At 74.3% G+C, this 19,042-nt stretch carries 19 protein-coding genes; 7 read left to right on the top strand and 12 right to left on the bottom strand.

The genetic code is table 11. The features are described from left to right. Positions 1–456: 456 nt before the first annotated feature. Complete coding sequence (locus FHR36_RS20875; RefSeq protein ID WP_253799679.1) at positions 457–1,494, bottom strand: C40 family peptidase; 1,038 nt, start codon at positions 1,492–1,494, stop codon at positions 457–459. Between the two features lie 234 nt (positions 1,495–1,728). Between FHR36_RS20875 and FHR36_RS20870 the strand changes: the two genes are divergently transcribed. Beyond that, positions 1,729–2,730, top strand: a complete 1,002-nt coding sequence (locus FHR36_RS20870; RefSeq protein WP_253799678.1) for a TIGR00341 family protein — start codon at positions 1,729–1,731, stop codon at positions 2,728–2,730. Positions 2,731–2,755: 25 nt separating this feature from the next. Here the strand turns inward: FHR36_RS20870 and FHR36_RS20865 are convergent, their stop codons facing one another. Then, positions 2,756–3,331, bottom strand: coding sequence for a DUF1062 domain-containing protein (locus FHR36_RS20865; RefSeq protein ID WP_253799677.1), 576 nt, complete (start codon positions 3,329–3,331; stop codon positions 2,756–2,758). Between the two features lie 285 nt (positions 3,332–3,616). Between FHR36_RS20865 and FHR36_RS20860 the strand changes: the two genes are divergently transcribed. Beyond that, entirely contained in the window at positions 3,617–4,153 is a 537-nt protein-coding gene (locus tag FHR36_RS20860; RefSeq protein WP_253799676.1) for a GNAT family N-acetyltransferase, read from the top strand. 29 nt (positions 4,154–4,182) lie between these two features. On the opposite strand, the gene FHR36_RS20855 is transcribed toward FHR36_RS20860, so the two are convergent. From FHR36_RS20855 to FHR36_RS20845, 3 genes are all read right to left on the bottom strand, one after another. Further along, on the bottom strand, positions 4,183–4,818 hold the full coding sequence (locus tag FHR36_RS20855) for a TOPRIM nucleotidyl transferase/hydrolase domain-containing protein (protein WP_253799675.1): 636 nt from the start codon (positions 4,816–4,818) through the stop codon (positions 4,183–4,185). A gap of 73 nt (positions 4,819–4,891) precedes the next feature. Beyond that, on the bottom strand, positions 4,892–7,198 hold the full coding sequence (locus FHR36_RS20850) for a hypothetical protein (RefSeq protein ID WP_253799674.1): 2,307 nt from the start codon (positions 7,196–7,198) through the stop codon (positions 4,892–4,894). 54 nt (positions 7,199–7,252) lie between these two features. Continuing rightward, positions 7,253–9,076, bottom strand: coding sequence for a C1 family peptidase (locus FHR36_RS20845; RefSeq protein WP_253799673.1), 1,824 nt, complete (start codon positions 9,074–9,076; stop codon positions 7,253–7,255). A gap of 179 nt (positions 9,077–9,255) precedes the next feature. Here FHR36_RS20845 and FHR36_RS20840 point away from each other — a divergent pair, with 179 nt between their 5' ends. Next, on the top strand, positions 9,256–9,708 hold the full coding sequence (locus tag FHR36_RS20840) for a DUF5990 family protein (protein WP_253799672.1): 453 nt from the start codon (positions 9,256–9,258) through the stop codon (positions 9,706–9,708). Positions 9,709–9,744: 36 nt separating this feature from the next. Here FHR36_RS20840 and FHR36_RS20835 read toward each other — a convergent pair whose 3' ends face one another. From FHR36_RS20835 to FHR36_RS20825, 3 genes are all read right to left on the bottom strand, one after another. Next, positions 9,745–10,638, bottom strand: a complete 894-nt coding sequence (locus FHR36_RS20835) for an NmrA family NAD(P)-binding protein (RefSeq protein ID WP_253799671.1) — start codon at positions 10,636–10,638, stop codon at positions 9,745–9,747. Continuing rightward, entirely contained in the window at positions 10,635–11,123 is a 489-nt protein-coding gene (locus tag FHR36_RS20830) for a hypothetical protein (RefSeq protein ID WP_253799670.1), read from the bottom strand. Before FHR36_RS20830 ends, FHR36_RS20835 begins: the two co-directional genes overlap by 4 nt. Before the next feature lie 110 nt (positions 11,124–11,233). Continuing rightward, positions 11,234–11,755, bottom strand: coding sequence for a MarR family winged helix-turn-helix transcriptional regulator (locus FHR36_RS20825; RefSeq protein WP_253799669.1), 522 nt, complete (start codon positions 11,753–11,755; stop codon positions 11,234–11,236). Positions 11,756–12,138: 383 nt separating this feature from the next. Between FHR36_RS20825 and FHR36_RS20820 the strand changes: the two genes are divergently transcribed. Then, on the top strand, positions 12,139–12,696 hold the full coding sequence (locus FHR36_RS20820; RefSeq protein ID WP_253799668.1) for a hypothetical protein: 558 nt from the start codon (positions 12,139–12,141) through the stop codon (positions 12,694–12,696). 25 nt (positions 12,697–12,721) lie between these two features. Here FHR36_RS20820 and FHR36_RS20815 read toward each other — a convergent pair whose 3' ends face one another. From FHR36_RS20815 to FHR36_RS20805, 3 genes are all read right to left on the bottom strand, one after another. Next, complete coding sequence (locus tag FHR36_RS20815; RefSeq protein WP_253799667.1) at positions 12,722–13,057, bottom strand: hypothetical protein; 336 nt, start codon at positions 13,055–13,057, stop codon at positions 12,722–12,724. A gap of 66 nt (positions 13,058–13,123) precedes the next feature. Beyond that, the gene (locus FHR36_RS20810; protein ID WP_253799666.1) at positions 13,124–13,699 is read right to left on the bottom strand and encodes a nitroreductase family protein; all 576 of its coding nucleotides are present in this window, start codon (positions 13,697–13,699) and stop codon (positions 13,124–13,126) included. Next, positions 13,696–14,055 (bottom strand): DUF6092 family protein, encoded by a 360-nt coding sequence (locus FHR36_RS20805; protein WP_253799665.1) that lies wholly within the window; start codon positions 14,053–14,055, stop codon positions 13,696–13,698. Before FHR36_RS20805 ends, FHR36_RS20810 begins: the two co-directional genes overlap by 4 nt. Positions 14,056–14,276: 221 nt before the next feature. Here FHR36_RS20805 and FHR36_RS20800 point away from each other — a divergent pair, with 221 nt between their 5' ends. Beyond that, positions 14,277–15,791, top strand: coding sequence for a hypothetical protein (locus FHR36_RS20800; RefSeq protein WP_253799664.1), 1,515 nt, complete (start codon positions 14,277–14,279; stop codon positions 15,789–15,791). Between the two features lie 33 nt (positions 15,792–15,824). Further along, on the top strand, positions 15,825–17,903 hold the full coding sequence (locus FHR36_RS20795; protein ID WP_253799663.1) for a WD40 repeat domain-containing protein: 2,079 nt from the start codon (positions 15,825–15,827) through the stop codon (positions 17,901–17,903). Between the two features lie 51 nt (positions 17,904–17,954). Here FHR36_RS20795 and FHR36_RS20790 read toward each other — a convergent pair whose 3' ends face one another. Next, a complete protein-coding gene (locus tag FHR36_RS20790; protein ID WP_253799662.1) occupies positions 17,955–18,380 on the bottom strand; it encodes a DUF7144 family membrane protein in 426 nt (141 codons plus the stop codon). Between the two features lie 290 nt (positions 18,381–18,670). Between FHR36_RS20790 and FHR36_RS20785 the strand changes: the two genes are divergently transcribed. Next, complete coding sequence (locus tag FHR36_RS20785; RefSeq protein ID WP_253799661.1) at positions 18,671–18,997, top strand: carboxymuconolactone decarboxylase family protein; 327 nt, start codon at positions 18,671–18,673, stop codon at positions 18,995–18,997. The last annotated feature ends 45 nt before the right edge of the window (positions 18,998–19,042 follow it).

The raw sequence follows: 19,042 nt of genomic DNA, 5'->3' as shown, positions 1-19,042 counted from the left end.
TACCCGGATTCGGGTCACCGCTGCGGGTGTGGCGTCAGCCCAGGTACGCGCTGCCCGGACCCGACCTGTGGTGGTGGCGGCGACACACCCGCATCCTCACCGGAGACCTCGGGCCCTCGCTTCGCTCGGCCGGTGCCGTCGGCACCGACCCGGGCACAGCGGGGCCCACCGTCCGGTGAGGTCACGGGACAGCCCTGAGAAGAGAAGGTCGGCGTGGGCCGCCCTCCCGCATCGCTCTCGGGGCGGGCAGACCGGCAGGTTTCGCGCCGCCGACGACCGGAGGTGTCGCCCGCCGGCCCGAAGGAGCAAGGGCTCCAAGGGCGACCGACCACAGCCACGACGCAGCGGCCGGCTGGAGCACCCGTGCGCGTATCGCCCGAGTCGGTTCGTGACGGACCCAGGGTGCGCGTTCGGCGACGACCACGCGGGGGCTGATCCTGCGGCGGCTCGGCGGGGTCAGACGCGGCGGATGGTGGAGATCGGGAGGGCGTCGACCTTCATGGTCTTGACGACGTCGCCGGTTTGGGGGGCGTGGACGACCAGGCCGTTGCCGATGTACATGCCGACGTGGCGGCGGTCGCTGTGGTAGATGACCAGGTCGCCCGGCTGGGCGTTGTGCCAGTCGGTGCCGACGTTGGTGCCGACCGTGGCCTGCTCCTGCGAGGTGCGGGGGAGGGAGACGCCGGCCTTGGCGTACGAGAAGACCATGAGGCCGGAGCAGTCGAAGGTGCCCGGGCCGGTCGCGCCCCACTTGTACGGGGAACCCTGCTGGTCGAGGGCGGTCTTCACCGCGGCTGCGGCGTAGCCGCTGGCCGGGGGCAGCGTGGACGGGTCCACGCGGCTCGCGCTGCGCGAGGCGGTGTCGTCGGTGCCGCGGAGGATCGCGGCCCGGTCGGCGGCGCTGAGCGTGCTCAGCAGCTTCTGCGCCTCCTGCAGCTTCTTCTGGACGTCGTTCTTGGCGTCGTTGAGCGCCTGGGTGGAGGAGTCCAGCTCGGCGAGGACCGAGGTGGCCTCCTGCTTCTGCTGGTCCAGCCGGCGCTGCTGGTCCTGGAGCGAGCGGAGGGTGTCGGCCTGAGTGTTGGCCGCCTGGGCGAGGCTGGACGCCTGGGCCAGGTAGGTGTCCGGGTCGGTGGAGAGCATCAGCTGCATGGAGGGGTCGGCGCCGCCGGAGCGGTACTCGTCGGCGGCGACCGCGGAGAGCCCGGCGGCCAGTTCGGTCATCTGCGCCTGGCTGCGGGCCACCTGGTCCTGCAACTGGTCGGCCTGCTTGCGGAGCTGGTCGGCCCGCTCCTTGGCGCCGTTGTACTTCTCGGCGGCCTGTTCCTGCTCCTCGGTCAGCTTGTCGACCTGAGCCTTGACCTCGTCCTTGTTCGGCTGGGCGGGCGCGGCGTGGGCACCCACCTGGGCCGACAGGGCGACCGCGGTCGCGGCGGCACCGGTGAACAGGGAGACCCGTACCCGGCTCGGCTGCTTCGGACGGCGGTGGGAGGCCAAGGTCTAACTCCTTCTTCCAGTTGGACTCACTCGTTCGAGCGAAGGTCCGGAATACAGGTTTGACGACTGACCGTAATCAACTTCCCGGCGGACGTCCACTCCGGCCCCCACGAACTCCTATTCCGAATACGCGGGCTGGTCGGCCGTCAGGTCCGGTCGCGGCAGGTGCGCCGTCCGGGGGAGGGCGCCGAGTGGCACCCGGGCGTGCGGCCCGCCCGGCGTGATACTCGGACGGTGTTGAGCAGCCTCCGTGACCGCGTGCTCCCGGACCACCAGCGGCGGTCCCTGGAGGAGTTGGAGGAGGACCTCGACCTGTCCGCCGGGGACCGGCGCTCGAAGCAGTCGGCGTTCTGGACCATGCTCGTCCTGGCGGCCGTGATCGCGGCCGCGGGCGTGCTGACCGATTCCACCGCCACGGTGATCGGTGCGATGATCATCGCACCGCTGTCGACACCGATCATGGGGATCGCCCTCGGCGCCGTGCAGCGCCGGCGCTCGACGGCGGCGCTGTTCGTCCTGTGCGGCGGTCTGCTGGTGGTGGCGATCGGCGCGCTGGCCTCGCTGGTGGTGCCTGCCTCGTACGACCTGCTGTCGGACAGCCAGATCTCCAGCCGCACCTCGCCCGGCCTGCTGGACCTGGTGTCCGCGCTCGCCACCGGCTTCGCCGGAGCCGTCGCCCTCAGCCGCCGGGACGTCGCCGCCGTCCTGCCCGGCGTGGCGATCGCGATCTCGTTGGTGCCGCCGCTGGTGGTCACCGGCGTCTGCGCCGGGCAGGGTGCGTGGTGGCTGGCACTGGGGTCGTTCGTACTGTTCGTGTCGAACCTGGTGGCCATGGTGGTCGCCGGCATGACGGTGTTCGGCGGCCTCGGGTACGCCACGGCGGGCCGCCAGCGCGGGGAGAAGTCCGAGCGCCGGACCTACCTGGCGCTCGGCCTGCTGTTCGGCGCGGTCGGCCTGCTCCTGGCCGCGAACACCGCCGGCATGGTCCTCGTGCAGCTGTGGACCACCCGGGCCAGTGACACCGCCGCCACCTGGCTGGCCGATGTGCCCGGGTCATCCGTCGTCAACGTCCAGGCGCACTCGCGGACCCTCTACATCCAGGTCCGGGTGCCGGGCGACCTGCCCCCGATCTCCTCCCTCCTCACCGACCTCCAGGGCCAGGTACCCGACGGGGTGCCGGTCGTGGTCACCACCACCGAGGGCCGGCAGATCCAGGCCGGACGGGTCGGCGGCTGAGCTGGCGACCCGCCCGGTCGCGTTCCTACGCTTCCGCTGATGCCGCACCGGGTCCGTGGACGGTGAACGCGAAGTCCCGCCGGGCCTTCGCCTCCGGCGCCAGCGGCAGCCGGATCCGCCCGTCCCGGACCATGCGCCGCACCGCCGTCCGGCTGAGGCCGAGCCCGCGCATGAGCAGCCGCTCCACGCGGACCGGCGCGGGCAGCTCGAAGCCGACCACCACCCGCAGCGGTGACGGGTCGTCGAGAGCGTCGAGGGCGTGGCGCGGGGTAGGAGCAGGGGTCTCCAGTTCCCAGCTGCCGGACCAGTCGAGGCGGTACGCGTTCCGCGCGGCGAGCGACGCATCGATCGTCAGCTCCCGCACCACGGCCGGGTCGTTGTTCTCGTACGCCACCAGCCGCGCGGGCTCCAGCGCCGAGACGTGGACGCGTTCGTGGACGGGCACCTTGGACGTCCGGTCGCACCCCGCACAGCTCAGCAGCAGCCAGACGTCGAGGAGCTTGCCGCTCGCGTTGACACGGATCTTGCCCGAGGGCCGGTGCCGCGTACCGGGACAGTCCGGGCAGGGCCGGACGACGGAGGGCAGCGCGGACTGACGCACGGCCCAATGGGCCTTGCGGTCGGTATTCATGAGTGTGGTTGCTTTCAGGACTCGGCAGCAGCGCGGCGACGGGCCGCTGCTTCTGCCAGGGACGGATGCACACGAGGGCGCACGTCATCGCCCCGGGGCCGAGTCGTCGGGCTCCGGGTCGATGGTGCGGCGGGTCGGTCTTCGCTACGTGGCAGCCGTTACAGGTCCATGCGGGTGATCGTGATCGACACCGCGGCCCGACGGCAACCCAATATCGGGTTGCCGTCGGCCCGTTCGGCCGGATAGGAAGCTCGCATGCTCAGAGGCACAAAGGTCGGGCTCAGGGCCCGGCACGAGGAAGACATCCCGGTCCTGCGGACCGAGCTCTACGACGACGTGGTCAACGGCTCGCGGGCCGAGGGCAGTCCGTGGCGGCCGATCACACCCGGTTCGAAGGACCCGCGGCTCGTGGTGGACGACACCAACCAGGGAATGGTCCAGTTCTCCGTGGTCGACCTGGCGGCCGACACCCTGGTCGGCACCGCGACGCTGTGGGGCATCGACACCCACCACCGCTCCGCCCACATCGGGCTGGGACTGCTGCCCGCCGCCCGCGGCCAGGGCTACGGCAGCGACGTCGTCGCCGTGCTCTGCCACTACGGTTTCGTCGTACGCGGCCTGCACCGGCTGCAGATCGAGACGCTGGCGGACAACCACGCGATGCTGCGGGCCGCCGAGCACAACGGCTTCGTCCGCGAGGGCGTGCTGCGCGCCTCGGCGTGGGTGCTGGGCGAGTTCCTGGACGAGGTGCTGCTCGGGCTCCTCGCCCGGGACTGGAAGCCGGTGTCGTAGGGTCAGAGCCCTCAGTGCCCTCAGCGCCCTCAGTGCCCGGGCATCACGTGCGCGAGCAGGTCGTGCAGGGGCGCCGGGACGTGCGCGGGGTCGAGGGCCTCGACCAGGAGGTGGCCGTAGCGGATCTTGCGGCCCTTCTTGGTGCCGAGGAAGCGCCGCAACTGCTGGTGCGGGGGGCGGCCCTGCTGCGCGGGCTGGCGGACGAAGGTCCGCCACGCCGGGAGGTCGCCCTCGGCCCGGACGATCTCCTCGACCCGGGCCACGCCGAGGGCGCGGATCAGCTCGTCCTCCAAGTCCCGCGCGCAGGTGAAGTACCCGTGGCGCGACGCACCGGCACCGGCCCGCTCGAAGCCGCGCTCGTAGAAGCGCTGTTCGCCCTCGTCGCACAGCCCGGCGAGGCGCAGTCCCAGCCCCGTCGGCCCGAGCAGCGCGGCGTACCGGCCGACGTTCATTGCCCCGCCCATCGGCAGGACGCACACCCCTTCGGCGGCCAGGTCCCGGCCGCGGCGGGCAGCCAGCGTCTCGACGGCCGCGGCGTCGCTCGGTCCCTCCAGCAGCACGGCGGTCCGCACCCCCAGCCCCTCGGCCAGCTGCCCGGCCGGACCGCCGGGGCTGCCCGCCGCCCAGGCGGTCACCGCGTCCCGGAACGCTCGCATGTCCGTCATGGACTGATCCTGCTCCCGGTCGGGCCGGCACGGCACCCGATTTATCGCATGACCGTGCGCACTCAGACGGCTCTCATGATCGGGCCGTAGCGTGCCCGGTGGCCGGGCCGGGCCCGGCGAGGTGGAGTGAGCAGCACTCCGCGTCGCGGGCCCGGCCTTGCCGGTCAGCGGGTTGCTTCGGCCAGGGACTCGCGGGCTGCGGCGCGGAACTCCTCGTCGCCGCGCACGAGTTCGTTGTACGAGCCCGAGCCCACGATGCGGCGGTCGCCGTCGGCGAGCCGGCCCAGGTGGGCGAGCTGGGCCGGGGTGAACGCGGTCGGGCCCAGGACGGCGAGCGCCTCCAGGGCGGCCAGCGCGGCGTTCCGGTACGCGCCCGGCCGCAGGCCGCGAGGACCCGGTCGGCGAGGTCGGTCAGCGGCACGCCGGCGGGGCGGTCGCTGCCCGGGTCCAGGGCCACCAGCGCCCGCGCCGCAGCCGGGGCGGTGCCGGGCCGGTCCAGCAGCGGGAGCAGCCGGGGGGCAGCGGTACGTCCGGCGGGGCCGAGGAGCGCGGCGGCCGACGCCGCAGCGGCCGCCGTCGGGTCGCCCCACCAACTGGTGGTCAGGGTGAGACTCTCCAGTACCACGGCGAGCAAGGTGTCCTGATCGCCGGTCAGTTCCCGGACCGCGAGGCCCGCGGCCAGGCGTGCCCGGAGCACGGGGGCGGTGGCCGGGCTCCCGGTCGGTTCGGCGAGCAGCGCGAGGAGGCGGGGGAGCAGCGGACGGGCCTGCTCGCCGAGCGGGGCGAGGGCGTCGAGACCGTGGGTCTGCGGGCCGTCGGGCTCGTCGAGGATCTGTCCCAGGACGGCCACCAGGGACGCGGCCTCGCCGGTCATGGCGTGGAGCTCGGTCGCCGCCCTGAGACGGTCCGCGAGCCGGCCGCTCCCCGCGCGGGCCCGCAGCGCGGCCATCGCCTCCGGGTGGGGCTCGGCGTCCGCCACGGCGGCGAGTGCCCGGCCGGCGGCGACGGGGTGGTGCGCGAGCGCCGCCACCAGTTCGGGTGTCGCGGACCGGGCGGCCGGGCCCCAGCTGCCGAGCAGACCGGCCAGCAGCACCGGCTCGTTGGTTCTGGCGGGCCCGGACGGTGCGCGGTCCCCCGGCGTCGCGGTGCCGGCTGTCACCGCCGCCAGCCGGGCGCGGACCGCGTCGAGCAGCGCCGGGTCGTACGGCAGCGGCGCCGGTGGGCGCCGTACGGTGCGCAGGAAGGCGGACTTGAGGGCCAGCGGCCGGTCGGCGAGGTGCCGGGCGAGGAGCGCCGTCGCCTCGGGCGCGCCCAGCGCCACCAGGGCCTCCAGTGCCCGGTCGGCCGATCCGTCCGCCCCCTCGGCGAGACGTGCCAGGGGCGGTACCGCCTCCGGCGCGGGCACCGCCCAGTCCCGCAGGGCGGTGATCACGTCGCCGGCGGTCGCCGGATCGTCCAGCAGCGGCAGCATCGCCGGCAGCAGCCGGGCCGGTGCGGACCGGGAACGCAGGACCAGGCGGTCGGCGGCCCAGGTCGCCTCCTCGACGGTGGGCCGGGCGTCCTCGTCACCGGCGCACAACGCGCGCACCGACTGCGCCAGTACCGCGCGGACCAGCTCGATCGCCGCGTCCACGCAGCCGTGCGCGTGCAGGCCGACGGCAAGGTCCGGGAGCGGGTCCCGCCCCCAGGGGTCGCCGGCCGCGTACCGCCGCAGGGGTGCGAGCGCCACCACCGCGGCGGTGTGCTCCGCCGTCCACGGGCGGCCCGTCTCCACCCGGGCCAGCAGCGCCGCCGTCCGCACCGGCGGCGGCTGCGACGCGGACCGGGCCGCGTCGCACAGGTCGCCGGCCGCCTCCCCGGTGACCTGGACGCATGCCGTCAGAACGTCCGCCCGGACCGCCGGATCGCTCTCCGCCGTCCAGCGCTGCCGCAGTGCCGCCCCGGCAGACGGCGCCGCCGCCGACCCGCACCGGGCCACCGCGTACAGCGCGAAGCGCCGCACCTCGGCGTCCCCGTAGGCCAGCAGCGGCAGGATCGTCGGCACCTGCGCGACCACCGCGGCCCGGACCGCACCCGGACGCGGCGTGCCGCACTCGTCCGTACTCCCGGCGGCCGCGCCCAGCATGTCGAGCAGGCTCGCCGACCGCACCCCCGCCACGGCCAGGCCGGCCAGGAAGGGCGCGGCCACCGCGGTGGCCGAGTACACCGAGCCCTGGTGCAGGAGGCTGCTCCACAGCTCCTGTTCGGCCTCCTCGCCCTCCTCGTCCCCGGCGGGCAGGGCACGCAGCAGACCGGGAACGTCGCGGGCGGGGCCGTAGGCGTGCTCCACCTGCGACCAGTCGATCCGGTCGACGTCCGCGAACAGGGGGGCGAGATCCATGCGGTGGATCATGCCAGCCGGTTCCGACAACCCCGTGCGGGGCGGGTGCGCAGGTCAGGACGGTCCGAAGACCTTGCCCGCCTGCCAGCTTCCGGCCTGGTGGACGTACTGCTGGAACCGGCCGTCGGTGCGCAGGACGACGGCCTGGAGGGCGAAGTCGAAGCTGCTCTCGGTGAGGCCCAGCACCTCCGCGACCTGCTCGCCGAACGTCGCCCGCAGGGACCAGCTCGGGGTCGGGGACTGGTTGTCGAGACACCAGTGCTGGACCGTGCCGCGCGAGGGGACGCAGAGGTGGAAGTCGCCGACGGCGGTCGCGGTCGCGGTGACCGACTGGTTCTCGATCATCACGGGCGAGCCGTGGACGTCCGCGGCGAAGACGTGGAGCGGCTGCCAGCCCCCGGGGGCGTCGCCGCGCCGCCAGTGCTCCATCCGGCCGGTGTCGAGGACGCAGACCACGTCGAGCGTGCCGTACGTACCGATGTTGGTCAGGACGAGCGAGGCGCCGCTGTACTTCACGTGCTGCGCGAACGTGGCGGCCACCTGCCAGGAGCCGCCGGCGGGCCGCCGCCAGTGCTGCAACTGCCCGGACCTGCCGAGCCGCACCACGACCTCCAGATCCCCCGGCGCTCCGACGTTGCTCTGCAGGAACCCCGGAACGCCCGCGGCGTCGGTCGGACCGAAGACCCCGCCGTCGCGCCACACCTTGGCGGCCGGGTCGTGGTACCAGTGGCGCAGCCGGTCGCTGCGGGTGGTGTGGAGGCACTCGAGGTCGCGCCGGTAGGTGGTCGCGGTGAGGGTCGGCACGTAGGCCAGGTCGCCGGCGCCGAACGCCGGGCCCGGTGTCCAACTCCGGTACGGCGTCGTCTCGTTGTCGCACGTCCACTGGCGCATCCGGTGGTCGGCCGCGGGGGCGAGCAGCTGGAAGTCGGTGTGCCGGACGGGGCCCCCGCGGGCGAGCAGCCCGCCGTTGTGGGTGCGGCGCATGGTCCACGGGTCGGGCTCCGGGTTGATCAGGCAGTACATGCCGTTCTGCTCGAAGCCGAGCACGCCGTACCCGATCCGGATGTAGCCGCCCTCGCCCCAGCTCGTGCCCCAGGAGTTCCTGGCGATCCAGCAGCCCTGCCCGTCGTCGTAGCCGACGATCGCCAGCGCCTGGCTGCCCAGCAGCGGACCGCCGCCGGTGTGCCGGTAGACGCCCGAGGAGTAGGCGGCGAAGTCCGGGTACACCGGGAAGAGCGCCAGAGCCGGGCCGTAGGCGTCCAGCCACCGCTTCTGGTCGGCAGGGATCAGGCCGAACCAGGTGCCCTGCGGCGCGAGCACCGTCCGCCCGGGCCGGTCGGGTGTCGGCCGGTACGCCGCGTTGGTCGTGGTGTACGGCCAGCACGCGGGGTCGCAGATGCCGTTCCTGGAAATCCAGGTGCCGTAGTCCTGGACGGACCCGGGGTCGGCGCACCGCAGGCCGAGCCCGTCGTGCGGATCGCCCTCCGAGCGGACGCACCAGACGCAGTGCTCGATCCGCACCATGCTCTCGATGACCGCGGTGAAGGCGAAGGCGAGGCCGGCGTCGCACGGCCCCTGGTCCCGGACCTGCGTCACCCACGCATGGCCCCAGCGGTCCCGCCAGTCGACCGCGCCGGCCGGGAGTCCGGTCGCCGTCCGGCGGGCCTGCAGCATCGGATGCGCCGCCGGGTGCTGCTCCGCCAGCTTCGCCAGGTCCGCCGGCTCGACCCCCGGCATCGGGAACGCCTCGACCGGGACGGGGCCGAGGCCGGACGGCACGACGACCTCCACATCGTCGGCGGGCCCCGGATCAACAACCCAACCGGCACCCGTCTCTCCCACCAGGCGCCGGATCTCACCGTACGTCACCATCAGCATGCGTCCTCTCCACGCGGGCTTCCACGCCTCCGCTCCGAGCGGCGCAGACGTGCACGAACCATCGTGTGGCGGGCCGTCGGCTCACGCCAGCCGGGGTCGGGGTCGTGGCCCGGCGCTCCTTCATGGCCGAGCCTTCGTGGCCGATCCCGGGGGATGCCCGATTGCGGGAGGATGGCGGGATGGAGCTGCGGATCGTCGCCACCGACCTGCCCGGCCGAAGCTGCGCGCCGGGTCCGGGGTTTCCCGGCGCGGACGAGGTCCACGGCGGGGTGCAGCGGCGCGGCCGGCCGGGAGAGCTGCTCGGCCTGCGGCCCGGCGACGCGCCCGACGCGACCTGGTCGCTCGAGTGCGCCGCCGTCCGGACGCCGCGCGGCGTCGACCTGCGCGGACCGTACCTCCAGGGCGGGCCGCACGCCCGGTTCGTCTACCTGTCCTGGGGCTCGGTCGACCGGGCCGGGGGCTTTGCGATGTTCCGGCGCGCCAAGCTGATGCTGGACGCCGTCGAACCGGAGACCGTCGAGGCGGCCGTGGTGTCCGGGGTGCTTGTCGCCCGGCTGGGGCTCACCGACGGCAGGGGGAATCCGCTGTGCGCGGCGGTCCGCCCGCCGGCCGTGACCTGGTCGGCCGGTTGAGCGCGGTGGTCCGCCCGGGGTGGCGGGCCGCGCAGGTCACCGGAAGCGGTGCAGGTTCTCGGTGAGGAAGGCCTCCAGGGTGCGCGGGGCGCGCCCGGTGAGGCGGTGGAGGGTGTCGTCCGGCGTCTCCCGGCGGACCCTCGCGAGCTGCTGGATCTCGACCACATGGGTGGCCAGCCAGTCCGGCATCCCGGCCCGGGTGGTCAGATGGGCGTGCAGCTCGGACGGGCCGAGGTCGACACAGTGGATCGGCCGGCCGAGCAACTCGCCCAGCAGCGCAGTGAGTTCCGGGTGGCTGTAGGCCCGGCCGCCGGTCAGCGGGTACGTGCCGCCGGACAGCTCGGGGCGAGTGAGGACGGCGGCTGCGGCGTCCCCGATGTCCCGGACGTCCACGTAGTTGCACCGGGCCGTGCCCATCGCGCTGTGCACCACCCCGGCGGCGGCGATGCCGGGCGCGAGGAGCAGCAGCTTCTGCATGAAGGCGTACGGCCGCAGCACGGTGGTGGGGATGCCGGAGGAGCGCAGCCGTTCCTCCACCAGATGATGGCCGCGGGAGACGGCGACGGGTGAATCCGGTTCGGCGGCGGGGGCGGAGACCTTGACGATGTGCTCCACGCCGCAGTCGACGGCCGCCTCGATCGCGTTCAGCTCGTACCGGACCTGGTGCGGGCCGTTGGCCATGGTGAGGAACAGCTGGCGGGCGCCGTGGAACGCCGCCCGCAGCGACTGCGCGTCGGCGGCGTCGGCCGGGCGGATTTCGGGCCGGGCGGGTGCCAGTCGGTCGCGTGCGGGTCGGTCGAGTGCGGTGGCCAGGGTGGCGGCGAGGCGGCCGGGGTCGCGGCTCAGGGCGCGGGTGGGCACGCCGAGGGCGGCGAGGCTGTGCAGGGTGGCGCCGCCGGTGGCGCCGGCGGCGCCCATGATGACGATCACGGTGTCTGCCTCTCGGGTTGGGGGGTGGTGCGGATCCGGTGCTGCGGGGCGCGGGTCGGGCGGCTGCCGCGCCAACGCCAGGTGGTGATGGTGGCCGCGATCGCCGCGGAGACCGGGAGGTCGATCGGCAGTCGCCCGGGCCACGGGCTGCCGGCGAGCGCCGGGACGTGCGGCAGCCAGTGCGCGGCGGCGAGACCGGCGGCGAGGCCGAGCGTCGCGGCGGCCAGACCCAGGGCGGCGGCCGCGAGCGGACGCGGTGTCCGGGCGGGCCCGGTGCGGACCGGTCGGCGCTCCAGCACGGCACCGAGCGCGGCGGCCACCAGGGCGGAGGTGCCGCCGATGGTGGTGAGTGCCGCCGCGACCAGCTCATGCCGGCCGGTGGCGACCCCGCCGAGACCGGCCGTCAGGGCGGGCATGGCGTACGCGATCAGGACCTCGCGCCACAGGACGAAGGGTGGGGGAGCGCCGTCGGCTCTCTTGCTCATGGGTTGTCCTTTGTGTCTTGATGCTTAGGCGCCTAAGATTAGTGCTTAGGTGCCTAACTATGTGGGTGAAAAGGAGGCGGGTCGCCGTCCGGCGGCCCGCCCGGTGAGGGTCAGTCCTCGGTGAGTGCGTCCATGCCCGCCACCACCCGGGCCAACAGGTCCAGGAAGGTGGCGCGCTCCTCGGGGGTGAGCCCGCCGACCAGCGCCTGCATCCGGGTGAAGTGCTCCGGCGCCAGGTCGCGCAGCTTGTCGGCGCCGCGCGCGGTCAGGACCACCACATTGCCGCGCCCGTCCTCGGTCGACGGCCGCCGCACCACCAGGCCCTCCCGCTCCAGGCCGTCGACCAGGCCCGTCACGGTCGCCCGCGAGACGCCGAGGCTGGCCGCGAGCCGGGAGGGCGACTTCTCGCCGCCGTGGTCCTCCAGGTCGGCGAGCAGTCGGTAGCGGCCCGTGGAGAGACCGAAGCGGCCGAAATGCACCTCGCCCGCCTGGGCGATCCGGGCGCCGGCTGCCATCAGCCGGGCCGCGACCAGGACTGCCTGCGGATCGGCCGTGAGGCCGTAGCGGGCGATCTGGCGGCGGGCCTGGTCGAGAGTGGGAGCGCCTTGGTCGGTCTCGTGGGGCTGGGTCACGAGAAATAATATGGCACCTCATCAGATTCCGGTCAAGCAGACGGAGTGCCATAAGTTGCGCACCGTACCGGCGTTCGCGCCCCGGAAGTCCTCGGCACCGTCGAGCGGGGCGAGTTCGGCGGGGGCGTGCCAGTCGTGGGCGGTGAGACGGGAAGGTGTCCCGACGGCGGGGAGCGGGCATCACCTCGGCAGCTGTGTGAAGGTGCCACGTCGCTCGGGGGGATGCGATGGGTCGAACAGTTCTCGTCTGCCGATGTGCGGTTGTCGCCGCACTCCTTGCTCTGTCCGCCTGCCACTCGTCGGCGCGTCCCGCACCGCCGCCGGCGGGCAACGGGCCTGCGACGGTCGATGCCCGCCAGGTTCCCGTACTGGGCAGCGAACCGATGGCACCGCGCGACCGCTGGATCCTCGACCGGCTGCTCGAGCAGCCGGTGCCGAAGGGCTACGCCGCGCCCACGGCCGACAACCTGGTGGTCCTCGACGACTCTGCCGACAATGCCCGGGCTGCCTGGGTGTCCGACCGGAAGCGCATGTGCCTCGCCGCGCTCGAAGCGGATGCCGACGGTGACCGGGCGACGGAGATCCACTGCCTCAGGACACCCATGACCGCAGCCTTCTGGCCGGACATGTTCGGCCCGGTGGTGCTGGGTGACGAGTTGTCGGGCGGCCACCGCGAGGACTGGACCGCGGTGGTGGTCGACTCCACCGAGCAGGTGGTCCTCTACGACGGCTCCACGCCGGTCGTCGACCCGGTGCAGCAGCGGACCTTCCGTACCGCGGACGGACTCGTCGTCTCCTTCGTGTCCTTCCGCTCGGTGGACGACGTCCTCGGCCCCATCCCGGCCGACCGCAGCCGGGAGGCGCAGCTGTGCACCCGGTCGAAGTCGGTGTGCAGGACGGCCATGCCGATCACCTGGGTGACCGCGTCACCCGGTGCCTGATCCCGCTGCGTCACCGATCAGGTGGCTATGCGGGCTCGGCCAGGGCGTCGCGCTGGAGCTGTACAGCTGCCGCCAGGCTGAGCTTCGGTTCGGCCTGGCGCAGGGCCCGGACGGCGGCGACGGAGTCGGGGGCGCCGGTGAAGCCGACGGCGGCGAGGCGGGATCGGACCCAGTCGGCGCGGAGCCTGGTCTCGGTCGCCGCGGCGGTGGACCGGACGAGTGCGGCGGCGCGTTCCAGTCCGGGGCGCTCCTCGGGCGGGGCGTCGGCGAGGGCCCGGTCCAGGGCAGCCGCGAGGGTGTCCGCGTCCCGGATGGTCAGGACGACGTTGTGCTTGGTGCTCATTCCGAGAAGTCCGGTCATGGTGATCATCGTGGTCGCCGTGTTCGCGGTACAGCAAGGGGACTTGAGGAACCTCGGAGGTTCGGGTCAGAACTGCTCCCACCGGACGAGGTCGTCCCAGGCCGGCCCGCCCGTGCGGCGGACCGGGGGAGGCTGCTGCGGCGACGGGTGGCCGAGGCAGACGATCAGCTCGGGCCGTACCCCGTCCGGTGCGCCGAGGAGGACGGCGACCGCCGCGCGGCTGAACGAGGTCACCGGGCCCGCGCCCAGTCCCAGGGCGTGCGCGGCCAGCAGCATGGTCGCCGCGGCCGTTCCCACGTCGATGTACGGCCCGGGGTTGCTCTCCGGGAAGCCGTAGGCGCGCACCCCGGCCCAGTCGACGCAGACGACGATTGCCGCCGCCGGATGCTGCAGCATCCCGGGGGAGACCATCCGGATCGCCCGCAGCAGGCCGGGTCGGGTGACGGCCACGTACCGGTGGAGGCGGCGGTTTCCGGCGTGCGGCGCGTACCGGACGCTGTCGAGGACGGCCCGCAGGTGCTCGGGGTCGACCGGCGCTTCGGCGAGGGCCCGGACCACGCGGCGGGTGCGGATCGCCCGCAGGACGGGCTCCGCGTCGACGGCCCCCGCGTCGGGGGCGTCCGCGGGCCGCTCGCCGCTCATGAGGCCGCGCCGAGGTCAGGTGAGGCGAGATCGGGTGAGGCGAGCAGGTGGGCTGCGAGGGTGCGGCACAGTGCGTCCAGCCGGTCGACGTAGCCCTGCGGATCGCCGGCCCGGACCGAGGTCTCGGCGTGCCCGCGCCGTACGTCCTGCAGCAGGGCCCGCAGCCGGTCACCCGCGTGGGGCTCGATCATCTCGGCGAGCCGTCCCGCTGCCGTGAGCAGCCGCAGGGGTGCGTACTCGGCGGCCTCGTCCACCTGGGTGCGGGCGGAGCAGATCAGATAGGCGAGGAGCTCGACCGCGTCGCCCTCGGTCAGGACCAGTGCGCTGCGCCCGGCTCGTTCGGGGCCGCCGCCCATGGGCACTCTCCGTCCGTCGCTGCCGTACGACGGCCGCCGGCTCGCCGTCCCTGCCCCCAGCCTCGCCCGCGCCCGGACGCCTCGCACTCCGATGGCCCGGACGCCGGGCCGACGGTCTCCAGGGTCCAGCTGTCCCGGCTGCCGATTGTCATCGGTCCCTGTCACGCTGAGGAGTGGTTCCCGGGCGTCGGCCGGGGCGCGACCGGACGGGGGCGGTGGCGGTGGCGGTGCAGGACGGGCTGGCGCAGTGGGGCGGTTCGCTGTACCCGCTGCGGGTGCGGGAGGTACGGGGCGGGCTCGTGCCAGAGGCCGACTCCGGGCGGGAGGCCGGCCGGAGTGGGTTCGCTCCCTGTCTGGCGACGCTGGTCCGGCTGTCCGCACCGCGGGACCTCGGCGCCGGGTCCGTCCCGCTGTGGTTCCTGGAGGCGCTGGCCCGCGCGGGGCACCTCGCCCGTGCGGCCGAGGCGGCGTTCGCGATCGGTGACGAACTCCGCCAGGGCGATGCGCTGCTGACACTGGTGCAGGCCGCGGCCGCCGCGGGGGACCTGGACGGCGCGCAGGCACTGGCCGAAGCCATCCCGCTGCGGCAGTATCGCGACCGTGGGTCGGTCGGCCTCGTACCGGCGTGGGAGCGGGCCGGCGAGCGGGACCGGGCGGTCGCCCTCGCCGAGGCGATCCGCTACCCGCACCACTGGGGCACGGCCTGGGCGCTGCTGGCGAAGGCGGCGGCGGACGGCGGCGACGTCGCGGCGGCACGCGCGTTCGCCGAGCGCGCCGAGGAGATGCTGTTCCCCGACGATCCGTTGACGGCGCGGGTTCTCCTCGTCCTCCTCGACGTGGCCACCGTCACCGGCGACCACGGGCGGGCGGATTGTCTGGCCGACCGCCTGGAGCGCTCGGCCCGGTCCCGGGGTGCCTCCGGGCAGGGCTTCGACCTGGACCGGCCGCGTCCCCTGACGGCGGTGCTGCTGCGCGACCTCGGCAGGGGCGACCTGCGCCGGCTGGACGCCCTGCTCGGCGACCCGCACCGGACATCCGTCGACGTCCAGGTGATGACGGACCTGCTCGAGGCGGCCACCGCGGGCTCCACCACGCAGACGGCCCTTGCCCTGGCGGAGCGGGCGCAGACGCTGCTCGCCACCTGCGGCACGTCGTCCGGTGAGGCCGTCGCCCTGTGCACGGCGGCGGCGCGCATGCTGGCCCGGCACGGGCACGTCGAGCGGGCCGAGGCCTTCGCCGACGCGATGCGCGCTCCCGACCTGCGAGCGGGGCGGCAGGCGCAGATCGTCCGCGAGCTGGCGCGCGGTGGTGACACCGTACGGGCGGAGGCGCTGGCCCGTGCGATCACGGACGGTCGGGCGCGCGCCCGGGCGCTGGTCGCGGTGGCCGACGAGCTGGCCCGGCGCGGGGAGACCGGGCGGGCCGAGACCCTTGCCCGCACGATCGAGGACCGGTGGGCCCGGGACCACGCCCTGGTCGCCGTCGTCCGGGAGCTGGGCCGCCGCGGCGAGACGGACCGCGCGGAGACGCTGACCCGGTCCATCGCCCACCGGTCGACCCGGGCCCGCGCCCTGACGGAACTTGCCGAGGTGGCGGAACCGTCCGCGGCCCGCCGGTCGGCCGTCCGGGCGGCGGCGCTCGACGGCTGGTGGCAGGTCCTGCCGCTGCTGGAACTGGTCGCGCCCGACGCACTGGTGGCCGCCGCCGACGCGTGGCCGGACGGCCGACCGGGTTGACCGGCCGTCAGCGGTGATCGCTAGCCTCCCTCCATGAGCGCGAAGCTACCCCTGGACAGCCCCCGTTGGAGCGAACTCGGCGGTGTCGCCGTTGACGAGGTGCGACAGGTCATGGCGGCGATGGAGGCCGTGACCGCCGGCGGCTCCGGTGACAGCTCCGGCGACGGTTCCGGCGACGGGTGGTACGAGGTCTGGCGGGGCGTGGCCGACGGTGTGATGCGCGAGGACATCGTCCTGGACGGCGCCTACGCCGTGCTGCCGCACGTCGTCGACACGGCGTCGGCGTTGCCGCCGGAGCGGTTCGTGGAGTTCTGGGTGGATCTGGGCTTCCTGGTGACCGCGGCGGGCCGCCGCCCCGTCCCGGCGGATCTCCAAGCCGGTCTGGACGCCGCGCTCCGCCGGGCCGAACGGTCGGCGGTACGGGCCCTTCTCGCGGCCGACACCCCCGCGGTGGAGTGCGCCCGGCTCGCGCTGTCCTGCGTCGCCCTCACCGGTCATCACATCGCCGAGGTGCTGTGGCGGTTCCTCGACCCCGAGGAGACGTACCTCGTGCTGGTCTGTCCGGAGTGCGACACCGAAACCGAGCTGGCCGACTTCCTCGTCGACCCGGTGCGGCCGCCGTTCGAGGCCCCGGCATCGCCCGACGCCGAGGCCGACGCCGACGGCGGGCGGGATGGCGGGCACCCGTGGGGCGAGGTCGCGGCCGCCCTGCGGGACGACGCGCTGGGGGAGGGGTGGGAGCCGTTCGTGCGGGTCGCGCGCGAGGTCGCGGCGGCCGGGGTGCCGCGCGAAACGTCGGGGCAGGCCGTCCTGTGCCTGGCTGCCGCCATGGTCGCCGTCAAGGGCGCCCCCGGCTGGGCCGGAGCGCAGTGGGCCAGGACGCTGATGCTGCTGACCGGCTCCCACCACTGCCCGGACTGCGAGCAGACCTGGACGACGGCCGACTGCCTGGTACCGCACCCCGACGGCGCCCGCCCGTACAGCGACGGCCCGGCTGTCCGGTCGACCCTCGACGGCAACCGCCCGACGGGCGGCGGGCGCAACCGGCTCCGGCGCGACGGGAACCGCCTGCTCACGGCCGACGGCACACCCGGCGGCCAGGTCACCGAGTTCGGCGCCCCCGAGGCCACGGCGGGCGAAGGCGTCAACGCGCTGGCCGTCGTGGTGCGCCCCGGCCTGCCGACGCTCGTCGTCGGCGCGGGGGACAGCGGCACGCTGCGCCTCTGGGACCCGGCCGACGGACGGCTGCGCCTCGGCCCGCTCACCGGACACCCCGACCGGGTCCGGTCGCTGACGGCCCTTGCGCTGCCCGACGGCACCGTCCTGACCGCGAGCGGCGGGGACACCGGGACGGTCGGCCTCTGGGACGCGACCACCGGGCAGCCCGTCCTCCGACCGGTCGGCAACTGGCTCGGGGAGGTGATCGGCATGTGCGCCGCCGCCCTTCCGGACGGCCGGACCGTGCTCGTCACCGCAACCTCCCGGGGCGCCGTACGGCTGCGCGACCCGCGGACCGGCGATCCGCTCGCCCGCCTCAACCCCCAGGGACGTCCGATCACCTCCGTCGCCGCCGTCCCGATCGCCGCCGACCACACGCTGATCGCCGCCGCGGACGCGCAGGGCGACGTCCACCTGTGGGACCCCACCGTCGACGACCTGTGGGACCGCGGCGCAGCCGTACCGCCGAACGCCCGGACGCTCGGCGACCTCCGCCACCGGGTGACTGCGGTGGCGGCGGCGCCCGCGTACGGCCGCACGCTGCTGGCCACCGGGGACCGCAACGGCGTGGTCCTGCTCTGGGACCCGGAGACCGGGCGGCCCGTCGGCGACGGACTGCCCCCGGACACCGCCGGCGGCCCGGTGACGGCTCTCGCCGCCCTCACCCTGCCGGGCCGGCCCGGTGTCGTGATCAGTGGCAGCAGGCAGGGGCGGAGCGTGCGGATCTGGGAGCCGGAGACCGGCGCCGTCCGTCGCGTCGAGCTCGACGTGGCGGTCACCTGCCTCGCGGCTGCCGCTGCCGGAAGCGGTGTCGAGGTGATCGTCGGCCACGACCTGGGTGTCCTGCGGCTGTCGGTCACCGCACAGCCGGTCGGCCCGGTGAAGTCCTCCTGACGCACGGAAACGCCCGGGCGGACACGAGGTCCACCCGGGCGCTCCGGTGTGTCAGGCCGTCTCTCGGTGCGTTCCTGCCGTCAGGGCCCAGATGACGAAGACGTCGATGGCGATCAGGACGATCGACCAGAACGGGTAGTACGGCAGCCACAGGAAGTTGGCGATCATACTCAGTCCTGCGGCGATCACACCGACGGTCCGTGCCCACACCGCGCCGTTGAAGATCATGAAGCCCGCCAGCACGATCACCAGACCCAGGATCAGGTGGATCCAGCCCCAGCCGGTGACGTCGAACTTGTAGACGTAGTTGCCGGTGACGACGTAGCGGTCGTCGTTGACGATGGCGCCGATCCCCTGGAAGACCGCCATCGATCCGCCGAAGATCATGAGGCAGGCTGCGAAGGTGGTCCAGCCGGTCGCGAACCGCTTCCGGCTGACGCGAGCACCCTCCGGTGCATCGCCGACATTGCTGGCCATGCTGGGTCTCCCTCGGTGAGGTGCGTCGCCCGTTCCCGTGCGACCCGGTCGGAGTCCTCCGTCCACCAAAGGTCCCACGACTGCGATGTCGGTGCTACTTCGGAGCTGGTTCGGAGCTGGTTCGGCGTTCCGGCGGCGGGGCTCGTCCGCTTCGGCGGCCGCCACCCGTGTGGCGCAGTGTCCGTGCGGCCGGTGCGGTGGCTGCCTACGGTCGGAGGGCGCCCGGCGGGCGTCCCGGTGCCCCTGCAGGGGGCCGGACGGAGCAGAACGACACCTGGAGATGACCGGACATGCCCACCACTTCCGAGACCCCCGTCCTCGACACGCTCATGGCCATGACCGCCGACTCGATCGAGCGGTGCGGCCTGGCCCCCGACATGCTGATCCTCACGCGGATCGCGGCGCTCGCGGCGATGGACGCACCGGCCGTCTCCTACCTCGCCCACCTCGAACCGGCGATGCGCGAGCACATGACCGCGAGCCAGCTGCAGGACGTGCTGGTCGCGATCGCGCCGATCGTCGGCACGGCCCGGGTGATGTCGGCCGCTACCCACATCACCGAGGCGCTCGGCTTCGCCATCGCGGTCGCCGAGGCCGAGGTCGAGAACCAGGGCTGACGCCGACGGATCCTGCACTCCTCCGCACGGGCCGGCGGCGCGAGG

This window comes from Kitasatospora cinereorecta, assembly GCF_024172095.1.
GTDB classification, from domain to species: domain Bacteria; phylum Actinomycetota; class Actinomycetes; order Streptomycetales; family Streptomycetaceae; genus Kitasatospora; species Kitasatospora cinereorecta.
Note: the sequence above shows the minus strand (reverse complement) of the source record. Positions and strands in the feature narration are given on the sequence as shown.